Consider the following 18,082-nt stretch of genomic DNA (forward strand, 5'->3'; position numbering starts at 1 on the left):
CCCACAAGAAGGAAGTGCCATGAACATCTCTGATACCAAAGCCACCCTGTCGTTCTCGGACGGCAGCCCGTCGGTCGACATGCCAATCTACAAGGGCACCATCGGCCCGGACGTCATCGACATCCGCAAGCTGTACGGCCAGACCGGCAAGTTCACCTACGACCCTGGCTTCATGTCGACCGCCTCGTGCAACTCGAGCATCACCTACATCGACGGTGACAAGGGCGAGCTGCTGTACCGCGGCTACCCGATCGAGCAACTGGCCGTCAACTGCGACTTCCTGGAGACCTGCTACCTGCTGCTGAACGGCGAACTGCCGAACGCCGAAGAGAAGGCGAAGTTCAGCGACACCGTGACCAAGCACACGATGATCCACGAGCAGATGAACTTCTTCTTCCGTGGCTTCCGCCGTGACGCGCACCCGATGTCGGTGCTGGTCGGCACCGTCGGCGCGCTGGCCTCGTTCTACCACGACTCGCTGGACATCAACGATGCCAAGCAGCGCGAGATCTCGGCGATCCGCCTGATCGCCAAGCTGCCGACGCTGGCCGCGATGGCCTACAAATATTCGATCGGCCAGCCGTTCATGTACCCGCGCAACGACCTGTCGTACAGCGCCAACTTCATGTACATGATGTTCGGTAACCCGTGCGAAGAGTACAAGGTCAACGACGTGCTGGTGCGCGCCCTGGACCGCATCCTGATCCTGCACGCCGACCACGAGCAGAACGCATCGACCTCGACCGTCCGCCTGGCCGGTTCGTCGGGCGCCAACCCGTTCGCCTGTATCGCAGCCGGCATCGCCTGCCTGTGGGGCCCTGCCCACGGCGGCGCCAACGAAGCGGCACTGAACATGCTGAAGGAAATCGGCTCGGTCGAGAACATCCCTGCCTTCATCGAGAAGGTCAAGGACAAGAACTCGGGCGTGAAGCTGATGGGCTTCGGTCACCGCGTGTACAAGAACTTCGACCCACGCGCCAAGCTGATGCGCGAAACCTGCCACGAAGTGCTGAACGAACTGGGCCTGCAGGACGACCCGCTGTTCAAGCTCGCGATGGAACTGGAAAAGATCGCCCTGAACGACGAATACTTCGTGTCGCGCAAGCTGTACCCGAACGTCGACTTCTACTCGGGCATCGTGCAATCGGCCCTGGGCATCCCGACCTCGATGTTCACCGGTATCTTTGCCATGGCCCGCACCATCGGCTGGATCGCCCAGTGGAACGAAATGATCGCCGATCCAGAGCAGAAGATCGGCCGTCCACGTCAGCTGTTCGTCGGTTCGCCGGTGCGTGACGTGCCGTCGATCGACAAGCGTTAATTTCAACGCGACGTCATCAGGAAGCGGGCTAAGGCCCGCTTTTTTCTTGGCGCACTGCCGGTTACTTGTCCACTGGCGGGAACGCTTTCGCCTGGCATCTCGGGCAGTACAGGTACAAGGTTCGGCCGTCGCTCAGCGTCAGCGAGCCGGCGCGGTATCGCTGGATTGCCCAGGTACCAGTGACGCCGTTCTTGAAGCTCACCTCTCCGCTCGCATGGCAGGGCGACCAGTCGAGCATATGGTGGAAATCGTGCTCGGCGACTTCGGACGCCTTGCCGATGTACGCACGGATTTCCTGATGGCTGAGCATGAAGTCCGTACACACTTCTGTCGGTTCGCCAGCAACCGGCGATGTCGCTCCGTTACTCCGGATCGTGATGGCGCTGATCGGTGCAAGATGTGTTCGGCGCAGGTTCGGTTCCGTATCAGAACTTCCATTTGCTGTTACTGACGTGCCTGCCGTTAACGCAAAAATCAATAAAGCGATCACCATGATGCGCTCTTGGCTTCAGTCGGATTCTTGCGGGAGACGACCGGATGCCTGAATATCTCGGTCATCGATATGCCATAAGTCGAGGTGATCTCGGCGACCAGCCAGCGAAGCGAGGCGTTTTGCTGCGCACTTACCGTTTCATAGACCCCGTGTTCAGCCGGGTTCTGGCCTTTGGCGACGACCACGGTACCAACAATCTCGATCCCGATGCTGTCCTCGTTCGATGGATAGCGCTGTGGCACGTCCTTCGCCATCTCCATCCGATGTTCGGCCTTTGGGTTAAAGCGCTTCAGTGTCTGAAGCTCGGTCGGAGTACAACGGTACTCGGCAACGCAGCGTGCGCGAAGTCTGCCCACATGCGAGGTTTGTCGTAGCAGTGACGCGGTCTGGTAGATTGTCCCATCCTTGTCGATCAAGAAATGGGCACCGTTCGCGTGTTTCATTGTATAGCTACTCAAGCTCGAGGCACCGGTTGCCGCACCGGTCTGGTGAACGATGATTCCGCGAATTCTCTGTAAAACGCCGCGCTCGATCATAGGGCGCGCAGCTAGTTTCACTCGTGCGCTGAGGATGTAGCCATGACTGTTCACATGAAGCATCTTCACCTCGTTCTATAGCAATTATTTGACGACACTGAGCTTGGAACAATGGTGCTTCTGACGTCTTGTTCTTGCGCAGTATTCCTGATGTGTATATGTTGCCGGTGTACTCATGAAGTCGTTCTAATCTCGCCCTCATCCATTTGTTTAAGGAAATATATGCGCTTCACGCGTTTTGCCCTGCTAGCGTCTGCACTGGTAGTTGCCAGTTTCGCCCATGCGTCGCCGACCGACCCACGCAACGGCGCCGAATTCACCACCCTGGCCAAGCCCCAGGCCACCCAGGTAAGTGGCAAGAAGGTCGAGGTGATCGAGTTCTTCGCCTACCACTGCGGCGCCTGCAACGCCTTCGAACCGACGCTGGTCAACTGGGCCAAGAAGCAGGGCGACAATATCGTGATGCGCCGCATTCCGCTGCCGTTCCAGGGCCCGCTCGATCCGGAAGCTCGCCTGTTCCTGACCCTGGAAGCGATGGGCAAGCTCGACGAATACCACCACCGCGTATTCCGCGCCGTGCATGTGGAGCGCAAGCGCCNCCGCTCGATCCGGAAGCTCGCCTGTTCCTGACCCTGGAAGCGATGGGCAAGCTCGACGAATACCACCACCGCGTATTCCGCGCCGTGCATGTGGAGCGCAAGCGCCTGATGAAGGACGACGACATCATCGCCTGGGCCGCGGCCAATGGCCTCGACAAGGCCAAGTTCCTCGAAACTTGGAATTCGTTCGGCGTGCAGACCAGGCTCAAGCGCCTGTCGCAGCTTGCCGATGCCTACAAGGTCAGTGGCACGCCGACGGTGGTCATCGACGGCAAATATGTCGTGTCGCCCGATGCGGTGCGCCAGGCCAACAAGATCCAGGACGTGGGCCAGTTGATGACGGCCACCGGCCAGGTACTGGACGCGCTCGTCAGCAAGGCCGCGGCCAGCAAGTAAATAAGCCATCGTCCAGACCGACCGCCGGTTGACTGGACAACTGGTAGGGCTATACTGCGCTTATCGCTTTCGCTGCCCGCCATGAACCAGACCCGCCCGCCACAAGCCGTTGCCGTACTGCCCCTGAGCACAGGTGGCGTGCGTGCGGGCGAGGCAATGCGCCGAGCGGCGCACCTTTCCAGCCTCGACCTCGCCCGGCTTTCCCGGGCTCGGTGAGGAAGCACGGCAGGCCAGCGCCTGCCCATCCTCCCGGGCCGCCTCCATTCAAAGAATTCGCCGCATCGATCATGCGGCCTCGTCATCGTTCATTGGACTGCTTGTCCATTTTGTGGAGTACATATGAAACCATCCATCGTCGTATCCTGGCTCGATCTCGAGCGTCTCGAACGCATCCTCGACCGCCTTCCCGCCGCCCAGGCCAATGCGCGTGACGCGCTGTTGAACGAACTCGGGCGTGCAGAAATGGTCGAGCCGTGGGAGATGCCACCCGACGTCGTCACCATGAACTCGCGCGTGCGCTTCCGCTTCGCCGGTTCCGACGAAGACGTGACCATGACCTTGAGCTACCCGAAAGACATGAAGGACAGCGGCGAGCAACTGTCGGTGCTGACACCGGTCGGCACGGCCCTGCTGGGACTGCGCGTCGGCGCCAGCATTGCCTGGGAGCGTCCGGGCGGCGGCACCTTCGAGGCGACCGTGCTCGAGATCGATTATCAGCCGGAGCGGGCAGGGGAGCTGCACCGATAGATTGGTGTGAGCGCGGCGCTTTGCTTGCACAGTTCGATGTGTACAATAACCGCGCTCACAACATTCTATCGAAGGGATTTCCGTGAAACGCTTCCTGACCGCCTGCTTCCTGTGCCTGGGCCTCATCGGCATCGCCAGCGCCGCCACCGATGCCGCGCTGACCAAGCAGGTCAATGCCTTCGTCGACGAATGGCACGACGATGCGGCCAATACCCGCATGGCCTACTTCGACAAGATCGCCAAGGACGGCGTCTATATCGGCACCGATCGCACGGAATTGTGGACCCGCGACGAGTTCAAGGCCTGGTCGAAAAAGTATTTCGATGCGAAGTCCGCCTGGACGTTCAAGGCGACCCGCCGCAATGTCTATGCTTCGGCCGACAAGTCGCTGATCTGGTTCGACGAACTGCTCGATACCAAGAATATGGGCCATGCGATGGCCAGCGGCGTGATCCGCAAGACGGCCAAGGGCTTCGAGATCGTCCACTACCAGCTGTCGGTCGCGGTGCCGAATGAAGTGGTCGATCAGGTGACAGGTATCATTGCCGACCACGAGAAGAAGGCCAAGAAATAAGCCTGTGAAACAACCCTTTATCGGCCGCTTCGCCCCATCTCCCACCGGCCCGCTGCACGCCGGCTCGCTGGTGGCGGCGCTGGCCAGCTATCTCGACGCGCGCTGGCACGACGGCGCCTGGCTGGTGCGCATCGAGGATATCGACGAAGGCCGCAGCGTGCCAGGGGCCGCCGAGGGCATCCTGGAACTGCTGGATGCGCTGGGCATGCATGCCGATGGCGAGATCGTCTGGCAGAGCCGGCGCAAGCACCTGTACCAGGCGGCGGCCGAGCGCATCCTGGACAATACCTATCCCTGCGGCTGCAACCGGCGCGAGATCGCCGATTCGCGCCTGGGCTTCGCGCCCGATGGCGCGGCGATCTATGCCGGCACCTGCCGCCACGGCCTGCCCCCGGGGCGCGAGATGCGCAGCCTGCGCGTGCGCGTGCCCGAGACCGGCCTCGATGAGATCAGCTTCACGGACCGTTTCGCAGGCCAGGTCACGCAGCACCTGGCGCACGACTCGGGCGACTTTTTGTTGAAGCGGGCCGACGGCTTCTGGGCCTACCAGTTGGCGGTAGTGGTCGACGATGCCGGGCAGGGCGTGACCGACGTCGTGCGCGGCGCCGACCTGCTCGATTCCACGCCGCGCCAGATCTACCTGCAACACCTGCTGGGCGTGCCGACGCCGCGCTACCTGCACGTGCCGGTGGTGCGCAACGACAATGGCGAGAAGCTGTCGAAGCAGACCGGTGCGCTGGCGGTGACGGCGGGCGACGAATCCGCCGCCGTCGCGGCGCTGGTGCAGTCCGCACGCTTCCTCGACCTGGACCTCGACCTGGCCCAGGCGCCGCCGCGCTCGCGCGACGATTTCTGGCAGGCGGCGATCCCGGCCTGGGGCCGCCTGCTGGCGCGGCGCGCAGCCGCCTGGCCTACACGATTGGCTGCGGCTGCAGACTGAAGCGCCGCCGCGACAGCAGTGTCAGCACACCCAGCCCCATCCCCATCATCGCCCAGGTGCCCGGCTCCGGAATCGGGGCCGCCACCGCGAAGCCACGGATTTCGCCGGCCGTGTAGCGTTCGGTATGGATGTTGACATGGGCCTGGTTGCCGTTGAACGCATCGATCAATGCGCCGCTCGCCAGTTGCGGCGTGCCGCCATTGGCCGCCAGGAAGGCCGGATCGTAGATCGATGCATCGCCCAGGTCGAACACCGCCGAATATGCGCCGGCCGTGACCTGCAGCGGGAAGTCGAGGAAGGGAACGGCGACCGGCGATACGCCACGGAAGGCATCCACCGTGCAGCAGTGGATGTGCGCGCTGATGGTCGGGCTGGACAGGTCGCGGAACGGCACTTCCGCGCGCAGGATCATGTCGTCGATCTCGAAGGCCGCGACGCTCGACCCCGGCGAGCCGTTGGGAATGTCTTCGGCGGGGCCGCTGGCAACCGCGCGGTAATAGACCGGCGCGGCCTGGCTGGCGGCGGCGACCAGGGTCGACGCGGCCAGCGCTAACACGGTGAGTGCACGCTTCATGGCTACCTCCTGATTAGGAAAGAATCCAATCACGCCACCGATCGGCGGCGATGCCAAAAAATTAGCACAGCGGGAGTGGCACGCCCACACCATACGGGTGATCAAAGGCCGCCGAGAAATCTCGGCAATTCAGGCAAGAGAGAGGCTGCAGGCTACTGCGGATTGCTCAGGATGCTGATCCGGCCATCGGCCTCGAGGAAGGCGCACTTCATCTTGGGCCTCGGGCAGTCGGCTTCGCGCAGCGCTTCCTCGACATCGCTTTCGGACAGGCGGCAACGCTTCATGACCTTGTCGAAGAAGACGCCGTCGCGGCCGATCAGCACCGGGCTGCCTTCGATGATTTCTTCGAGTTTCTTGCTGCGCGACGTCACGAAGGCGAACAGCACGGTCAGCGCCACCAGGGTCGCCGCGATGATCAGGCCGCCGAACAGCGATTCGTCGCCGCCGGTCATCGAATTCGAGACTGCCTCGGACAGCAGCATGACCACCAGCAGGTCGAACGGCGTGAACTGGCCGACGGTGCGGCGGCCGGACAGGCGCATCATGAGCAGCAGCGCGCAGTACACGATCGCGCCGCGCGCAATTAATTCCCACCAGGGAAGATCGAGATTGAACATGGGGCCCTCCGCAAACATGGCACGGTTCGGCTCATTGTATTCAAGTTGCTAACAAAATGGCTTTCATTTGGACGCCGCCTGCGCCGCTTCCCAGGCCGCGAGCGCGGCCTCGTAGCGCGCCAATGCGTCTTCGTAGAGATCGAACACGCAAGGACTGCAACCGCTGCGGCAGCAGTCCTCGAGTTCGGGGGCGACGGGTGGCAGCGGACGGGGCGTGGATGGATCGGTCGTGCTCATGGAACCAGCATAGTGGATGCCGCGCCAGGCGTCGACCCCACTCAATCGGCGCGGTGGTAGCTGCGTAGCTGGAACACCATCTTGCCGCCTTCTTCCTCGCACACGCCGCCCATGCCTTCGTCGGGACGCATCGTCAGGTTCAGCCTGGTGCCATCAGCCTTGCCGGCGCAGGCCGCGTGGAAGGCGTCCGGGATGCCCGGCAGGTCGACTTCGGGCGGGGCGGGCGGCGCCGGCGGCGCAGCGATGGCTGGCGGGACGGGCGCCGCATGGCCGGCGATCGCTGGCGGCGCTGGCGGCGCCGGCGGTGCAGGCGGCACGGGCGGGACCGGCGGTTTCGGGCATTTGCCGCGCGCGGCCTCGCACCGGTAGTGGACGGCGGCTTCGGTGGCGGTGGCGGCGAGCGTGAGCATGGCGGCCAGGATCAGCGGGATGGTTCGTTTCATTGTGGTTCTCCTCGGTGGCGATGAACACATGCTGCATCCCGAATGTGGAGAAAAAATGGAGGCTACAGGTCGCAGCGGTAGCCGAGCCCGTAGATCGAGCGGATCGCCTCCAGGCCGGGGGCGACGGCCTCGATCTTGCGCCGCAGGTTCTTGACGTGGCTGTCGATGGCGCGGTCGTTGGCTTCGAGATTGTCGGCGCTGGCCGCGTCCAGCAACTGCGCGCGCGACAGCACCTGGCCCGGATGGCGCGCCAGGGCCGCCAGGATCGCGTATTCGCTGGGCGTCAGGTCCAGCGGCTGGCCGTGGAGCGCGATGCGGCGCGCGGCGGCGTCCAGGGTGAACGCGGGCGCCGCAACGTTGCCGGCGCGGCGCAGGATCGCCTTGATGCGCGCCATCAGCTCGCGCGGGCTGAATGGCTTGCACAGGTAATCGTCGGCGCCCGTGTCCAGCCCCAGCAGCCGGTCGACTTCTTCCACCCGCGCCGTTACCATGATGATGGGCAGGCTGGAAAACGCGCGCACTTCGCGGCACAGCGCCAGGCCGTCCAGGCCGGGCAGCATCAGGTCGAGCACCACCAGGGACGGCGGCGCCCGGCGGATCGCCGCCAGCGCTTCGGCCCCATCGCCGAACACGGTCGGCTGGTAGTCGGCGGCGCGCGCATAGTCGGCGATGATGGACGCCAGCTCCGGTTCGTCCTCGACGATCATGATGTCGGTGCTCATGCGTCTTCCTTTGCGATCGATGGCAGCGATACAGTCACGCGCAGCCCTCCCAGCGGCGAGTGGGCGAAGGCGAGGGCGCCGCCTTGCGCTTCGAGCAGGCGCCGGCACAGGGCCAGGCCGAGGCCAGCGCCGCCATGCGCGCGGCTGCGCGAAGGGTCGACCCGGTAGAAACGTTCGGCCAGCCGCGCCAGCGAATCGTCCGGTACGCCCGGCGCGCTGTCGTCGAGCATCAGGACCACCTGGCCGTGTCCAACGCGTGCGGCCAGGCGCACTGCGCCGCCGGCCGAGGTATAGCGCAGGCAGTTCTCGAACAGGTTGGCGAGCACCTGGCGCATGCGGTCGGGATCGGCCAGGACCATGGCCGGCGCCGGCAAGGGCGCCAGCTCGAGCGCGATGGCGGCCTGCCGGAAGCGATCCGCAAAGGCGCCGGCTTCGCTTGCGGCCAACGTCCACAGGTCGAGCGCATGGCGCTGGACGGTCGACTCGCCCACGTCGGCCCGCGCCAGCGCGTACAGTTCATCGATCAGCTTGTTCAGGGACAGCACCTGGCGCCGCATGGCGTCGATCGTTTCCGGCGTCGCCTGGCGCACACCGTCCTGGATCGCTTCCAGCTGCGCGCGCAGCACGGCCAGCGGCGTGCGCAGCTCGTGCGAGGTGTCGGCCACCCATTGCCGGCGCGCCGTTTCGGCCTGGTCGAGGCGCTCGGCCAGCACATTGAAGTGGCGCGCCAGGTCGCCCAGCTCGTCGCTGCGCTCCTGCGGCAGGCGCACGCCGTAGTCACCCGCCGCCAGCGTGGCGGCGCCGCGCGCCAGGTGGTCGATCGGACGCCGGAAGTGGCGCGCCAGCAGGGTCGCGGCCAGCGCGCTGAGCACGATGGCGGCGGCGCCGATCAGCCACAGGCTGCGCTGCAGCTGGTCCAGGAAGGCGTAGGCCATCGCATCGCTCGGCCGGTGGCTGCGCGCGACGCCCAGGAAGCCGACCGTGCGGCCGTCGACCTCGATCGGACGCCGCGCCAGCGGTAGCGTGCCTGGTGCGCGGCCAGCGAGGTAACGGCCGGCGTCGTCGAGCAGGGTAACGCGCTCGTGCAGGTCCTGGGTGACGCCGGCCGGCGCGCCGGGCACGGGCACGGCTGGCGGCGGCAGTGGCGGCAGTGGCGGCATCGGCGGAGCCGGCGGTGCGGGAGGCGCCGGCGCGACGGGTGGTGCGGGGTCGACCGGCGCCACCGGCGCCGTCACGCGCGTAGTTCGCAAGCGCGACAGTTCGTCAGTGATCCAGCCGCGCCGCGCATCTCCGCCAGGAATGAAGGTCCAGCCGCCACGGTGACGATACTGGCGCGCCAGCGCGTTCGACAGCCCATCCAATCGGTCGAGTTCGATCGCGACGGCATAGTCGCCAAAGCTGTCGAGGACGTTTTGGCGCAGCAACAGGACTCCGGCGCCAGCCACCGTGAGAATGGCGAGCAGGACGGCAATGAGCAGGCGATGGCCAATTCCTACTTTCATCTAGCCCACTTCTTCTGTATTGCTTCTATTTTAAACAATTATCATTCTATAAACTGGCAAATAAATATCGAATTTTTCTCTCTGTGTGCCAGTCCAGGCGGGTAGGCCAGCAAGGCATGGTCCTACAGGACCGTTGCCGGTTTTGGGTGTTCAGGACGCTGATGGGTCGTTACGATGGAGTTCCTCGAGTCAGCAATGCCTGACACTTGTTCACGAAGATAGGAGTTAATCATGGCAAACAATTCGCGAAACAACAACCCACAAGGCAACAACCAGCACACCCAGCAGCAAGGCAATAGCCAGAGCGGCAATCAGGGGAACCAAGGTAGCGGCAAGCAAGGTTTTGCATCGATGGATCCGGAACGCCAGCGTGAAATCGCCAGCCAGGGCGGCCGCGCCTCGCATGGGTCGAGCAACCAGCAGAGCGGTCGCCAGGACAACCAGCAGAGCAATCAGAACCAGGGCAGCCAGCAGAGCGGCCGCCAGGATAGCCAGCAGAGCAACCTGAACCAGGGCAGCCAGCAAAGCGGCCGCAACCAGGTTGGTCAGCAGAAGGGCGTCCAGGGCGGCACACCGGAGCAGCATGCCGAAGCCGGGCGTCAAAGCCACAAGAACGACAACCGTTGACGCCGTCCTGATACGGCAAGGTTGATCGATACCGCCGGCATTGCCGGCGGTTTTCATATTAGCTCAGTACACGTCGCGCCGATAACGTCCATCGGCCATCATGGCCTCGACCGTGGCAATGCCGAGCGCCGACACCAGCGCATCGTGCACGCCGCCGGCCATGCCCTGCAGGCTGCCGCAGACATAGATTGCCGCGCCATCGGCGACCCAGCGCCGCAGTTCGTCACCGTGCACCCCGATCAGGTGCTGCACATACCGTGCCTGCCCGCCGTCGCGCGAAAACGCCAGGTCGAGCCGCGCCAGCGCGCCGCCATCGCGCCATGCTTCCAGTTCATCGCGGCACAGGAAATCGTGGGCCGCATTGCGCTCGCCGAACAGCAGCCAGTTGGCATTAACGCCCGCATCGATCCGGGCCTTGAGCAGCGAACGCAGCCCGGCCAGCCCGCTGCCATTGCCGATCGCGATCAGCGGCCGCGCCGCATTCGTCCCCAGCCGGAAGCGGGCATGGGCACGCAAGCGCAAGGAGATCGTGTCGTTTCCGTCCGCACACAGGCACAACCAGCCGGACGCCGCGCCCGGCGTGCCGTCGTCGCGCGTTTGCAGTCGTACCAGTAGCTCGAGCCTGCCTTCGCCCGGCACCGAGGCGATCGAGTATTCGCGTGGACGGTCCGGGTCGAGCGGGGAACTGACCTGGGCCAGGTCGCCAGCTTCCCAGGCGGGCAAGTCGCCATCGCGCGGCAGCAGCGCGATCCGGTACAGCGGCGCGCCGACGCTGCCGGGATTCAAGTGAACGCGGCTGGCGATGCGCCATTCGCCGTAGGCCGGCGCTTCCCAGTCGGGTGCGTCGCTGGTGCCGGCCAGGTGGCTCAGGTGGTGCTGCCAGGCGGCCAGCGATTCGGGCGCGCCGCGGTCGACGTCGATCCGCTCGAACAGCGGCGTCGCGCCGCGTGCAAGCAGCCAGGCGTCGAGTGCGCGCCCAAAGCCGCAGTAATTGGTGTAAGTAGCGTCGCCCAGCGCCAGCACGCCGTAGTGCAACTGCGACAGGTCGAGTGCTTTGGCCATCGTGTGGCCAGCGAAGCGCGCGGCCGTGTCCGGCGCATCGCCCTCGCCATAGGTGCTGCAGATGAACAGCACGCGCGAGGCGGCGGCCAGTTGCGCGCCATCCACGGTCGACATGCAGGCGGCGCGCGCATCGAGGCCGCCCAGGGCGAGGGTGACCGCGGTGCGTTCGGCCAGGAATTCGGCGCTGCCGGTCTGGCTCGCGTGGACCACGAGCCAGTCGGCCGCCCCGCCGGCGGGGCGGGTGCGCGCCAGGCTGCTGCGCCAGAAGCCGAGGCACATGGCGAGATAGGCGCCGGACAGCGCGAGCGCGCCGCCCCAGCGCAGGGGTTCGATCGTCAACATGATGGTTACTGTAATAGCGAGCGCCAGTCGCTCGACGTGGTCTCGGCCAGGCCGGACGGCGTGCGCACCAGGAAGCGCGCCGCAATGCCGCGCGCCTCGGCGAAGACCAGGCCTTGCTCCGGCCCCAGCACGGTGAGCGCGGTGGACAGCGCATCGGCCGCCATGCAGGTCGGCGCCAGCACCGTCACCGAGGCGACTCCGTTGGCGACCGGATAGCCGTTGCGCGGGTCGAGGGTGTGCGCGGCGCGCCGGGCGCCGTGTTGATAGTAGCGGCGATAGTCGCCCGAGGTGGCGATCGCCAGTCCGTGCAGGGCGATCACGGTCTGGCGCTCGGCTGCGTCGGCATCGGGCACGCTTTCGACCTCGACCCACCACGGTTCGCCATTGGCCTTGGTCCCGGCGCCGCGCAACTCGCCGCCGGCTTCGACCACATAGTGGCGCACGCTGCGCCGTTCCAGGCAGCGCGCCATGCAGTCGACCGCATAGCCCTTGGCGATGGAAGAAAAATCGAGCAGGGCGCCGCCCGGCTGCAGCAGGCGGCGTCCCGCGCGGTCCAGCACCGGCTGGCTGAGCGCGCGTTGCGCCAGGGCGGTGCCGATCGCGACCGCGCCCGGCGCATGGAAGCCGTCCTGGTCGTAGCGCCGGATGGCGCCGAAGCCCCACAGGTTTACCAAGAGGCCGCCGGCCGGGTCGTAGGCGCCCCCGCTGTCCTCGAACACGCGCAGTCCGTAGTCCGCGACTTCGAAAAAGTGCGGCGGCAGCGCATGCCAGCTGCCGGCCGGGGCCGCGTTATAGCGTGACAGCAGGGAGTCTGGCTCCCAGTGACTCATCTGCGCCACGATCTCGTCCAGTTCGCCCTGCAGGGCGCGCTCCACGGCGGCGCCGCCGGCGCCCGGCGGCAGCATCAGCCGCGCCGACCAGGTGGTGCCCATGGCAGTGCCCGCGGCGGAAAACAAGGTGCTGCCGCCGGGCGGCAGCGCCATGTCGACTTCGAGCGGAACGAGAACGTCGCGCATGCGGCTTATTGCGGCAGGACTTCGAGCGTGGCCGCGTAGCTGTAGCGCTTGGCGCCCGGCTGCGGTTTTTCCTTGCCTTCGCCGAAAGGCGCGTTGGCGCTGAGCCAGTACATATTCGCGGCCGGGACGGTGAACGAGGCTTCGCCTTTCGCGTCAGTGGTCAGGCGCTGCTCGCCCGAGGAGCCGCGGTACTTGACTGTGCCCTGCACGATGCTGAACGGCAGGTTGGCGATCGGCTTGCCGTCGAGGTGGAAGCGCACGCGGATCGGTTCGCCCACGCGCAGGTCGGACGGATTGGTCAGCGGGATCATTTCGAGGCCTTCGCCGCTCGGCTTGAGCGCGGTGTCGCTGAGCTTGTTGGCCGAGACGAAGGTTTCATTGCGCGAATGGACGGCGGTGGTCTGCACCTCGGTGGCGCCGGCCGGGATCGCCACTGCCGGGCTGCCCGCGGCGCCACGGAAGCGTTTGGTCTCGCCGTTCAGCTTGTAGCTGCCCATCAGGTTGTTGTTGACGATCGCCAGGCGGTAGGTGCCATCCTTCGGCAGGCGCAGGTCGAGCGTGCTGCGGTACTTGCCGACCACGGCGCCTTCGGCCTTGGACGTGGCGCCGTCCGGATCGGTGATGGTGAGATTGTCCAGGCGCAGCGGGTGGTGGTTGAACTCGAACACTTCGTTCGAGATCGCGGCATCGATCGTGACCCAGGCTTCCTTGCTGTCGACCATCGCGGTATTCGGCAGGATCCAGGCGCGGTGGGCGTGGGCGGTCACCGAGGCGCCGGCGAGCATGAGGCCAACGATCGCGGCTTTGACATAACGGTTGTTCTGCATGGAGTTCTCCTAGTGTGTTTGTAGTTATTGGATCTGCAGCGCGATGGCGCCCAGCTCTTCCTTGCCAGCGGCGTTCGCCGCCAGCTTGCCCTTGCCCGCCCAGCTGAACGGCACCTTGACCACTTCGCGCCCGCCCGCTTCGCGCGCCGCTTCGACCACCAGCGTGTAATCGCCGGCCGGGAGTTTATCGATGCCGTACTTGGCGCCGGCGAACTTCATGGTGTGGGTGCCGGGCGCCTTGGTGGCGCCGCTGACGCCGTCGATCGGCAACGTCGCGTCGCGGCCCGCCTTGCGCCACCAGGTGCGCAAGTCCTTGACCCATTTCTCGCCGCCCTTTTCTTTCATCTTGACGTCGTACAGCACGGCCAGGTTGGAGGCGATGCTTTGATCGGCATTCTCGATCCAGATCGCGACATAGGGCTTGTGGTATTCAGCCACGTTCAGCTGCGGCACGTCGAATTTCACGGACAGGTCGGCGCCCGTGGCCCAGCCGGATGCGAGCGGCAGCGTAAGGGCGAGCGAGTGGGACAGTTTCATTCTTGGTCTTCTCTCAGGTTCAGTGGACAAACAGGAGGGCCAGCACGATCGGCAGCACGATGCCGAAACCGATGACGGGCCAGGTCGACGGCCGCTTGGCCGCGTGGTACTTCAGGATCAGGAAGCCGGTGATGCAGAACACCACGCAGGCCACGGCAAAGATGTCGATGAACCAGTTCCACACCGCGCCCGTGTTGCGGCCCTTGTGCATATCGTTGAGCCACGAGATCCAGCCGCGGTCGGTCTGTTCGAATTCGGCGCTGCCGTCGACCGCGATGCGCAGCCAGGCATCGCCGCCGGGGCGGGGCAGGGCGACGTAGGCGTCTTCTTCGGTCCATTCGGCGCGCTTGCCGCGCACGTCGACCGGGAAGGCGCCATTGGTCCAGTCGGCGATCTCGCTCGGCAGCGGCACCTCGGCGTCGACGTGGTCCGCGGCGTAGGCCTCCAACTGGACGCGCAGCGGCTCGGGCAGCGTGGCTTTCATGCGCGTGACGACCGGCTTGGCCTCGATCAGGGTGGCGTTGTTGAGGGTCAGGCCGGTAAAGCTGAACAGCAGCATGGCCATCAGGCAGATGGCCGAGCTGATCCAATGCCATTGATGCAACTGCTTGAGGTACATGGCGCGGCCTGCACCGGGCAACACGGCCCCAGCTGGCGACCTGGCGGCGGCAGTATTGACGGGTTCGGCTTTATTTTTGTGGGGAGTTGCGGAGGAAGACATGCAATAAATGATAACGATTATCATTTACATGGTCAACTCAACGATACGCGGATTGTCGAAATACCGACGAAAAGAGAGACATACAGGGACACATTTTGTAATAAATAATTTCTTGGAAGTCGGTCTGCCTCTGTCAAGATCATGCGTTACAATAATGTGCGCAAATTGGCAGGATTTTGCACACGTATTTTGGTACCGAACAGTCCTTCCCCACAACTTGATGTCTTGAAGTGCAATCCGCTAACCGGTCAGGCCGTGTCGCGGAAGGTTTTAATGAACCCGCCCAAATCTCGCGAAGCGCGAAAAGAAAGGTGAGCAAGAATGATGCAACAATATAACGCCAACTCCTACCTGTTCGGCGGCAATGCCCCGTACGTGGAAGAGTTGTACGAGGCCTATCTGGACAACCCGACGTCGGTGCCCGAAAACTGGCGCGCCTACTTCGACCAGATGCAGCACGTGCCGGCAGTCGACGGCTCGAACCGCCCCGACGTGGTCCATTCGTCGGTCGTCGCCTCGTTCGCGGAACGCGCCAAGCAGGGCCCGATCCGTACCGTCGTCGCTTCCGCCGACTCCGAACTGGGCCGCAAGCGCGTCGCCGTCACCCAGATCACCGCCGCCTACCGCTACCTCGGTTCGCGCTGGGCCAACCTGGACCCGCTGCAGCGCCAGGAACGTCCGCCACTGCCGGAACTCGACCCCGCCTTCTACGGCTTCACCGAGTCCGACCTCGACACCGTCTTCAATATCAGCAACACCTATTTTGGCCAGGAAACCGCGCCGCTGCGCGACATCCTGAACATGTTGCGTGATACCTATACCCGTTCGATCGGCGCCGAGTTCATGTACATCAGCGACCCGACCGAAAAGCGCTGGCTGCAGGAACGCCTGGAATCGATCCGCTCGACCCCGACCTTCAGCGCCGAGAAGAAAAAGCACATCCTCGAGCGCCTGACCGCGGCCGAAGGCCTGGAACGCTACCTGCACACCAAGTACGTCGGCGCCAAGCGCTTCTCGCTGGAAGGCGGCGAATCGTTCATCGCCTCGATGGACGAAGTGATCCAGCGCGCCGGTGAAAAAGGCATCCAGGAAATCGTGATCGGCATGGCCCACCGCGGCCGCCTGAACGTCCTGGTCAATACCCTGGGCAAGAGCCCAGCCGACCTGTTCGAAGAATTCGAAGGCAAGCACGCCGACGACCTGCCGGCTGGCGACGTCAAATACCACCAGGGCTTCTCGAGCGATATCTCGACCCCGGGCGGCCCGGTCCACCTGTCGCTGGCATTCAACCCGTCCCACCTCGAGATCGTCAATCCGGTCGTCGAAGGCTCGGTCAAGGCGCGCATGCAGCGCCGCGGCGACAAGAAGGGCAAGGAAGTGCTGCCGATCCTGGTGCACGGCGATGCTGCGTTCGCCGGCCAGGGCGTGGTCATGGAAACCCTGAACCTGGCGCAGACCCGCGGCTACGGCACCGGCGGTACCGTCCACATCGTCATCAACAACCAGATCGGCTTCACCACGTCGGATCCGCGCGATGCGCGCTCGACCCTGTACTGCTCGGACGTCGTCAAGATGATCGAAGCACCGGTGCTGCACGTGAACGCGGACGATCCTGAAGCCGTCGTGCTGGCCAGCCAGATCGCGCTCGACTACCGCGCCGAGTTCGGCAAGGACGTCGTGGTCGACATCATCTGCTACCGCAAGCTCGGCCACAACGAGCAGGATACGCCAGCGCTGACCCAGCCGCTGATGTACAAGAAGATCGCCAAGCACCCGGGCACCCGCAAGCTGTACGCCGAGAAGCTGGCCGCGCAGGGCACCATCGAGGCCGATGGCGGCGACAAGCTGGTCGCGGCCTACCGCGACGCCATGGACGCCGGCAAGCACACGGTCGACCCTGTGCTGACCAACTTCAAGGGCAAGTACGCCGTCGACTGGGCGCCGTTCCTGAACAAGAAGTGGACCGACGCCGCCGACACCGCGGTGCCGATCACCGAACTGAAGCGCCTGGCCGAACGCATCACCAAGGTGCCGGAGAACTTCAAGCCGCACTCGCTGGTCGACAAAGTGCTGGCCGACCGCGCCGCCATGGGCCGCGGCGAGATGAACCTCGACTGGGGCATGGGCGAACACCTGGGCTTCGCGTCGCTGCTGGCCTCGGGTTACGCGATCCGCCTGTCGGGCCAGGACGCCGGCCGCGGCACCTTCGTGCACCGCCACGCCGTGCTGCACGACCAGAACCGCGAGCGCTGGGACCAGGGCATCTACCTGCCGCTGGCAAATGTCTCGGACAATCAAGCCGACTTCACCGTGATCGACTCGGTGCTGTCCGAAGAAGCGGTGCTGGGCTTCGAGTACGGTTTCTCGACCGCCGAGCCGAACACCCTGACGATCTGGGAAGCCCAGTTCGGCGACTTCGTCAACGGCGCGCAAGTGGTCATCGACCAGTTCATCGCCTCGGGCGAAGTGAAGTGGGGCCGCGCCTCGGGCCTGGTCATGATGCTGCCGCACGGCTACGAAGGTCAGGGTCCGGAACACTCGTCGGCCCGTATCGAGCGCTTCCTGCAACTGTGCGCCGACAACAATATGCAAGTGGTGCAGCCGACCACCGCGGCCCAGATCTTCCACCTGCTGCGCCGCCAGATGGTGCGCCAGTTCCGCAAGCCGCTCGTGATCTTCACGCCGAAGTCGCTGCTGCGTAACAAGGATGCCGGTTCGCCGCTGACCGACCTGGCCAAGGGCGGTTTCCAGACCGTCATCGGCGAATGCGACGACAAGATCGACGCCGCCAAGGTCAAGCGCGTGCTGGTCTGCTCGGGCAAGGTCTACTATGACCTGGTCAACACCCGCAAGGCGCGCAGCGCCGGCGATACGGCCATCATCCGTATCGAGCAGATGTACCCGTTCCCGCACAAGTCGTTCGCGGCCGAACTGAAAAAGTTCCCGAACGCGACCGAAGTGGTGTGGGTGCAGGACGAGCCGCAGAACCAGGGCCCGTGGTTCCAGATCCAGCACAACATCTTCGAAGGCATGGAAGATGGCCAGCGCCTGTCCTACGCTGGCCGCGCCGCGTCGGCTTCGCCGGCAGTCGGTTATGCGGACAAGCACGTCGCACAGCAAAAAGAACTGCTGGAGACCGCGTTCTCGAAGCTCAAGGGTTTCATCCTGACTAAGTAATAGTCAAAGTAAAACCACGACCCCCGCGTCCCGTGCGCGGGGGTACTTGCAAAGAATAATTACTGGAGTTTT

Annotated in this window: 21 protein-coding genes; 8 read left to right on the forward strand and 13 right to left on the reverse strand. The window is 64.7% G+C overall.

Going from position 1 to position 18,082, the window contains the following annotated elements; all coding sequences use genetic code 11:
• The first annotated feature begins 19 nt into the window (after positions 1 to 19).
• Complete coding sequence (gene gltA, locus Q9246_RS07510; protein ID WP_306396643.1) at positions 20 to 1,321, forward strand: citrate synthase; 1,302 nt, start codon at positions 20 to 22, stop codon at positions 1,319 to 1,321.
• Positions 1,322 to 1,382: 61 nt separating this feature from the next.
• Here gltA and Q9246_RS07515 read toward each other — a convergent pair whose 3' ends face one another.
• Both Q9246_RS07515 and Q9246_RS07520 read right to left on the reverse strand, forming a co-directional pair.
• Positions 1,383 to 1,814, reverse strand: a complete 432-nt coding sequence (locus Q9246_RS07515; protein ID WP_306396645.1) for a hypothetical protein — start codon at positions 1,812 to 1,814, stop codon at positions 1,383 to 1,385.
• On the reverse strand, positions 1,808 to 2,413 hold the full coding sequence (locus tag Q9246_RS07520; protein WP_306396646.1) for a peptidoglycan recognition protein family protein: 606 nt from the start codon (positions 2,411 to 2,413) through the stop codon (positions 1,808 to 1,810). Before Q9246_RS07520 ends, Q9246_RS07515 begins: the two co-directional genes overlap by 7 nt.
• A 159-nt stretch (positions 2,414 to 2,572) precedes the next feature.
• On the opposite strand from Q9246_RS07520, the gene Q9246_RS07525 reads away from it, so the two are divergent.
• From Q9246_RS07525 to gluQRS, 5 genes are all read left to right on the forward strand, one after another.
• Positions 2,573 to 2,980 carry a thioredoxin domain-containing protein gene (locus Q9246_RS07525; protein ID WP_306396648.1) on the forward strand — a complete coding sequence of 136 codons (408 nt, stop codon included), beginning with the start codon at positions 2,573 to 2,575 and terminating at the stop codon, positions 2,978 to 2,980.
• Between the two features lie 11 nt (positions 2,981 to 2,991).
• Complete coding sequence (locus Q9246_RS07530; RefSeq protein WP_306396650.1) at positions 2,992 to 3,345, forward strand: DsbA family protein; 354 nt, start codon at positions 2,992 to 2,994, stop codon at positions 3,343 to 3,345.
• 339 nt (positions 3,346 to 3,684) lie between these two features.
• Positions 3,685 to 4,092 (forward strand): nucleoside diphosphate kinase regulator, encoded by a 408-nt coding sequence (gene rnk / locus Q9246_RS07535; RefSeq protein ID WP_306396652.1) that lies wholly within the window; start codon positions 3,685 to 3,687, stop codon positions 4,090 to 4,092.
• A gap of 82 nt (positions 4,093 to 4,174) precedes the next feature.
• Positions 4,175 to 4,666 carry a nuclear transport factor 2 family protein gene (locus Q9246_RS07540; protein WP_306396653.1) on the forward strand — a complete coding sequence of 164 codons (492 nt, stop codon included), beginning with the start codon at positions 4,175 to 4,177 and terminating at the stop codon, positions 4,664 to 4,666.
• A 4-nt stretch (positions 4,667 to 4,670) separates the two neighbouring features.
• A complete protein-coding gene (gene gluQRS / locus Q9246_RS07545; protein WP_306396654.1) occupies positions 4,671 to 5,606 on the forward strand; it encodes a tRNA glutamyl-Q(34) synthetase GluQRS in 936 nt (311 codons plus the stop codon).
• Here the strand turns inward: gluQRS and Q9246_RS07550 are convergent.
• The 6 genes from Q9246_RS07550 to Q9246_RS07575 form a co-directional block, all read right to left on the reverse strand.
• Positions 5,578 to 6,180 carry a CHRD domain-containing protein gene (locus tag Q9246_RS07550; protein WP_306396655.1) on the reverse strand — a complete coding sequence of 201 codons (603 nt, stop codon included), beginning with the start codon at positions 6,178 to 6,180 and terminating at the stop codon, positions 5,578 to 5,580. The two genes, gluQRS and Q9246_RS07550, sit on opposite strands and share 29 nt — an antisense overlap.
• Positions 6,181 to 6,332: 152 nt before the next feature.
• On the reverse strand, positions 6,333 to 6,797 hold the full coding sequence (locus Q9246_RS07555) for a DUF421 domain-containing protein (RefSeq protein WP_306396656.1): 465 nt from the start codon (positions 6,795 to 6,797) through the stop codon (positions 6,333 to 6,335).
• Between the two features lie 63 nt (positions 6,798 to 6,860).
• Positions 6,861 to 7,034 carry an oxidoreductase-like domain-containing protein gene (locus tag Q9246_RS07560; protein WP_306396658.1) on the reverse strand — a complete coding sequence of 58 codons (174 nt, stop codon included), beginning with the start codon at positions 7,032 to 7,034 and terminating at the stop codon, positions 6,861 to 6,863.
• Positions 7,035 to 7,075: 41 nt separating this feature from the next.
• Positions 7,076 to 7,477 carry a hypothetical protein gene (locus Q9246_RS07565; RefSeq protein ID WP_306396659.1) on the reverse strand — a complete coding sequence of 134 codons (402 nt, stop codon included), beginning with the start codon at positions 7,475 to 7,477 and terminating at the stop codon, positions 7,076 to 7,078.
• Positions 7,478 to 7,539: 62 nt separating this feature from the next.
• Positions 7,540 to 8,199 (reverse strand): response regulator, encoded by a 660-nt coding sequence (locus Q9246_RS07570; protein WP_306396661.1) that lies wholly within the window; start codon positions 8,197 to 8,199, stop codon positions 7,540 to 7,542.
• Entirely contained in the window at positions 8,196 to 9,701 is a 1,506-nt protein-coding gene (locus tag Q9246_RS07575; protein WP_306396662.1) for an ATP-binding protein, read from the reverse strand. The genes Q9246_RS07570 and Q9246_RS07575 overlap by 4 nt, the downstream gene beginning before the upstream one ends.
• Positions 9,702 to 9,932: 231 nt before the next feature.
• On the opposite strand from Q9246_RS07575, the gene Q9246_RS07580 reads away from it, so the two are divergent.
• Positions 9,933 to 10,328: a KGG domain-containing protein gene (locus Q9246_RS07580; protein WP_306396663.1), complete on the forward strand. Its 396-nt coding sequence runs from the start codon at positions 9,933 to 9,935 to the stop codon at positions 10,326 to 10,328.
• A 63-nt stretch (positions 10,329 to 10,391) separates the two neighbouring features.
• On the opposite strand, the gene Q9246_RS07585 is transcribed toward Q9246_RS07580, so the two are convergent.
• Genes Q9246_RS07585 through Q9246_RS07605 form a run of 5 tightly spaced genes read right to left on the reverse strand, consistent with a single transcriptional unit; the run spans position 10,392 to position 14,731 of the window.
• Positions 10,392 to 11,735, reverse strand: a complete 1,344-nt coding sequence (locus Q9246_RS07585; RefSeq protein WP_422802382.1) for a sulfite reductase subunit alpha — start codon at positions 11,733 to 11,735, stop codon at positions 10,392 to 10,394.
• Positions 11,736 to 11,737: 2 nt separating this feature from the next.
• Positions 11,738 to 12,748 (reverse strand): FAD:protein FMN transferase, encoded by a 1,011-nt coding sequence (locus Q9246_RS07590; RefSeq protein ID WP_306396667.1) that lies wholly within the window; start codon positions 12,746 to 12,748, stop codon positions 11,738 to 11,740.
• Positions 12,749 to 12,753: 5 nt separating this feature from the next.
• Positions 12,754 to 13,575 (reverse strand): DUF4198 domain-containing protein, encoded by an 822-nt coding sequence (locus Q9246_RS07595; protein ID WP_306396668.1) that lies wholly within the window; start codon positions 13,573 to 13,575, stop codon positions 12,754 to 12,756.
• A gap of 24 nt (positions 13,576 to 13,599) precedes the next feature.
• Positions 13,600 to 14,112 carry a DUF2271 domain-containing protein gene (locus Q9246_RS07600; RefSeq protein WP_306396670.1) on the reverse strand — a complete coding sequence of 171 codons (513 nt, stop codon included), beginning with the start codon at positions 14,110 to 14,112 and terminating at the stop codon, positions 13,600 to 13,602.
• 19 nt (positions 14,113 to 14,131) lie between these two features.
• Positions 14,132 to 14,731, reverse strand: coding sequence for a PepSY-associated TM helix domain-containing protein (locus tag Q9246_RS07605; protein ID WP_306396672.1), 600 nt, complete (start codon positions 14,729 to 14,731; stop codon positions 14,132 to 14,134).
• Positions 14,732 to 15,154: 423 nt separating this feature from the next.
• Between Q9246_RS07605 and Q9246_RS07610 the strand changes: the two genes are divergently transcribed.
• The gene (locus Q9246_RS07610; protein WP_306396673.1) at positions 15,155 to 18,010 is read left to right on the forward strand and encodes a 2-oxoglutarate dehydrogenase E1 component; all 2,856 of its coding nucleotides are present in this window, start codon (positions 15,155 to 15,157) and stop codon (positions 18,008 to 18,010) included.
• The last annotated feature ends 72 nt before the right edge of the window (positions 18,011 to 18,082 follow it).

The sequence above is a fragment of the Telluria beijingensis genome (genome assembly GCF_030770395.1).
GTDB classification, from domain to species: domain Bacteria; phylum Pseudomonadota; class Gammaproteobacteria; order Burkholderiales; family Burkholderiaceae_D; genus Telluria; species Telluria beijingensis.

Bases quoted from the DNA above. Each gene is read 5' to 3' on its own strand.
- gltA (WP_306396643.1), top strand. From the start codon at position 20: ATGAACATCTCTGATACCAAAGCCACCCTGTCGTTCTCGGACGGCAGC.
- Q9246_RS07515 (WP_306396645.1), bottom strand. From the start codon at position 1,814: ATGGTGATCGCTTTATTGATTTTTGCGTTAACGGCAGGCACGTCAGTA.
- Q9246_RS07520 (WP_306396646.1), bottom strand. From the start codon at position 2,413: ATGCTTCATGTGAACAGTCATGGCTACATCCTCAGCGCACGAGTGAAA.
- Q9246_RS07530 (WP_306396650.1), top strand. From the start codon at position 2,992: ATGGGCAAGCTCGACGAATACCACCACCGCGTATTCCGCGCCGTGCAT.
- rnk (WP_306396652.1), top strand. From the start codon at position 3,685: ATGAAACCATCCATCGTCGTATCCTGGCTCGATCTCGAGCGTCTCGAA.
- Q9246_RS07550 (WP_306396655.1), bottom strand. From the start codon at position 6,180: ATGAAGCGTGCACTCACCGTGTTAGCGCTGGCCGCGTCGACCCTGGTC.
- Q9246_RS07555 (WP_306396656.1), bottom strand. From the start codon at position 6,797: ATGTTCAATCTCGATCTTCCCTGGTGGGAATTAATTGCGCGCGGCGCG.
- Q9246_RS07560 (WP_306396658.1), bottom strand. From the start codon at position 7,034: ATGAGCACGACCGATCCATCCACGCCCCGTCCGCTGCCACCCGTCGCC.
- Q9246_RS07565 (WP_306396659.1), bottom strand. From the start codon at position 7,477: ATGAAACGAACCATCCCGCTGATCCTGGCCGCCATGCTCACGCTCGCC.
- Q9246_RS07570 (WP_306396661.1), bottom strand. From the start codon at position 8,199: ATGAGCACCGACATCATGATCGTCGAGGACGAACCGGAGCTGGCGTCC.
- Q9246_RS07575 (WP_306396662.1), bottom strand. From the start codon at position 9,701: ATGAAAGTAGGAATTGGCCATCGCCTGCTCATTGCCGTCCTGCTCGCC.
- Q9246_RS07580 (WP_306396663.1), top strand. From the start codon at position 9,933: ATGGCAAACAATTCGCGAAACAACAACCCACAAGGCAACAACCAGCAC.
- Q9246_RS07590 (WP_306396667.1), bottom strand. From the start codon at position 12,748: ATGCGCGACGTTCTCGTTCCGCTCGAAGTCGACATGGCGCTGCCGCCC.
- Q9246_RS07595 (WP_306396668.1), bottom strand. From the start codon at position 13,575: ATGCAGAACAACCGTTATGTCAAAGCCGCGATCGTTGGCCTCATGCTC.
- Q9246_RS07600 (WP_306396670.1), bottom strand. From the start codon at position 14,112: ATGAAACTGTCCCACTCGCTCGCCCTTACGCTGCCGCTCGCATCCGGC.
- Q9246_RS07605 (WP_306396672.1), bottom strand. From the start codon at position 14,731: ATGTACCTCAAGCAGTTGCATCAATGGCATTGGATCAGCTCGGCCATC.
- Q9246_RS07610 (WP_306396673.1), top strand. From the start codon at position 15,155: ATGATGCAACAATATAACGCCAACTCCTACCTGTTCGGCGGCAATGCC.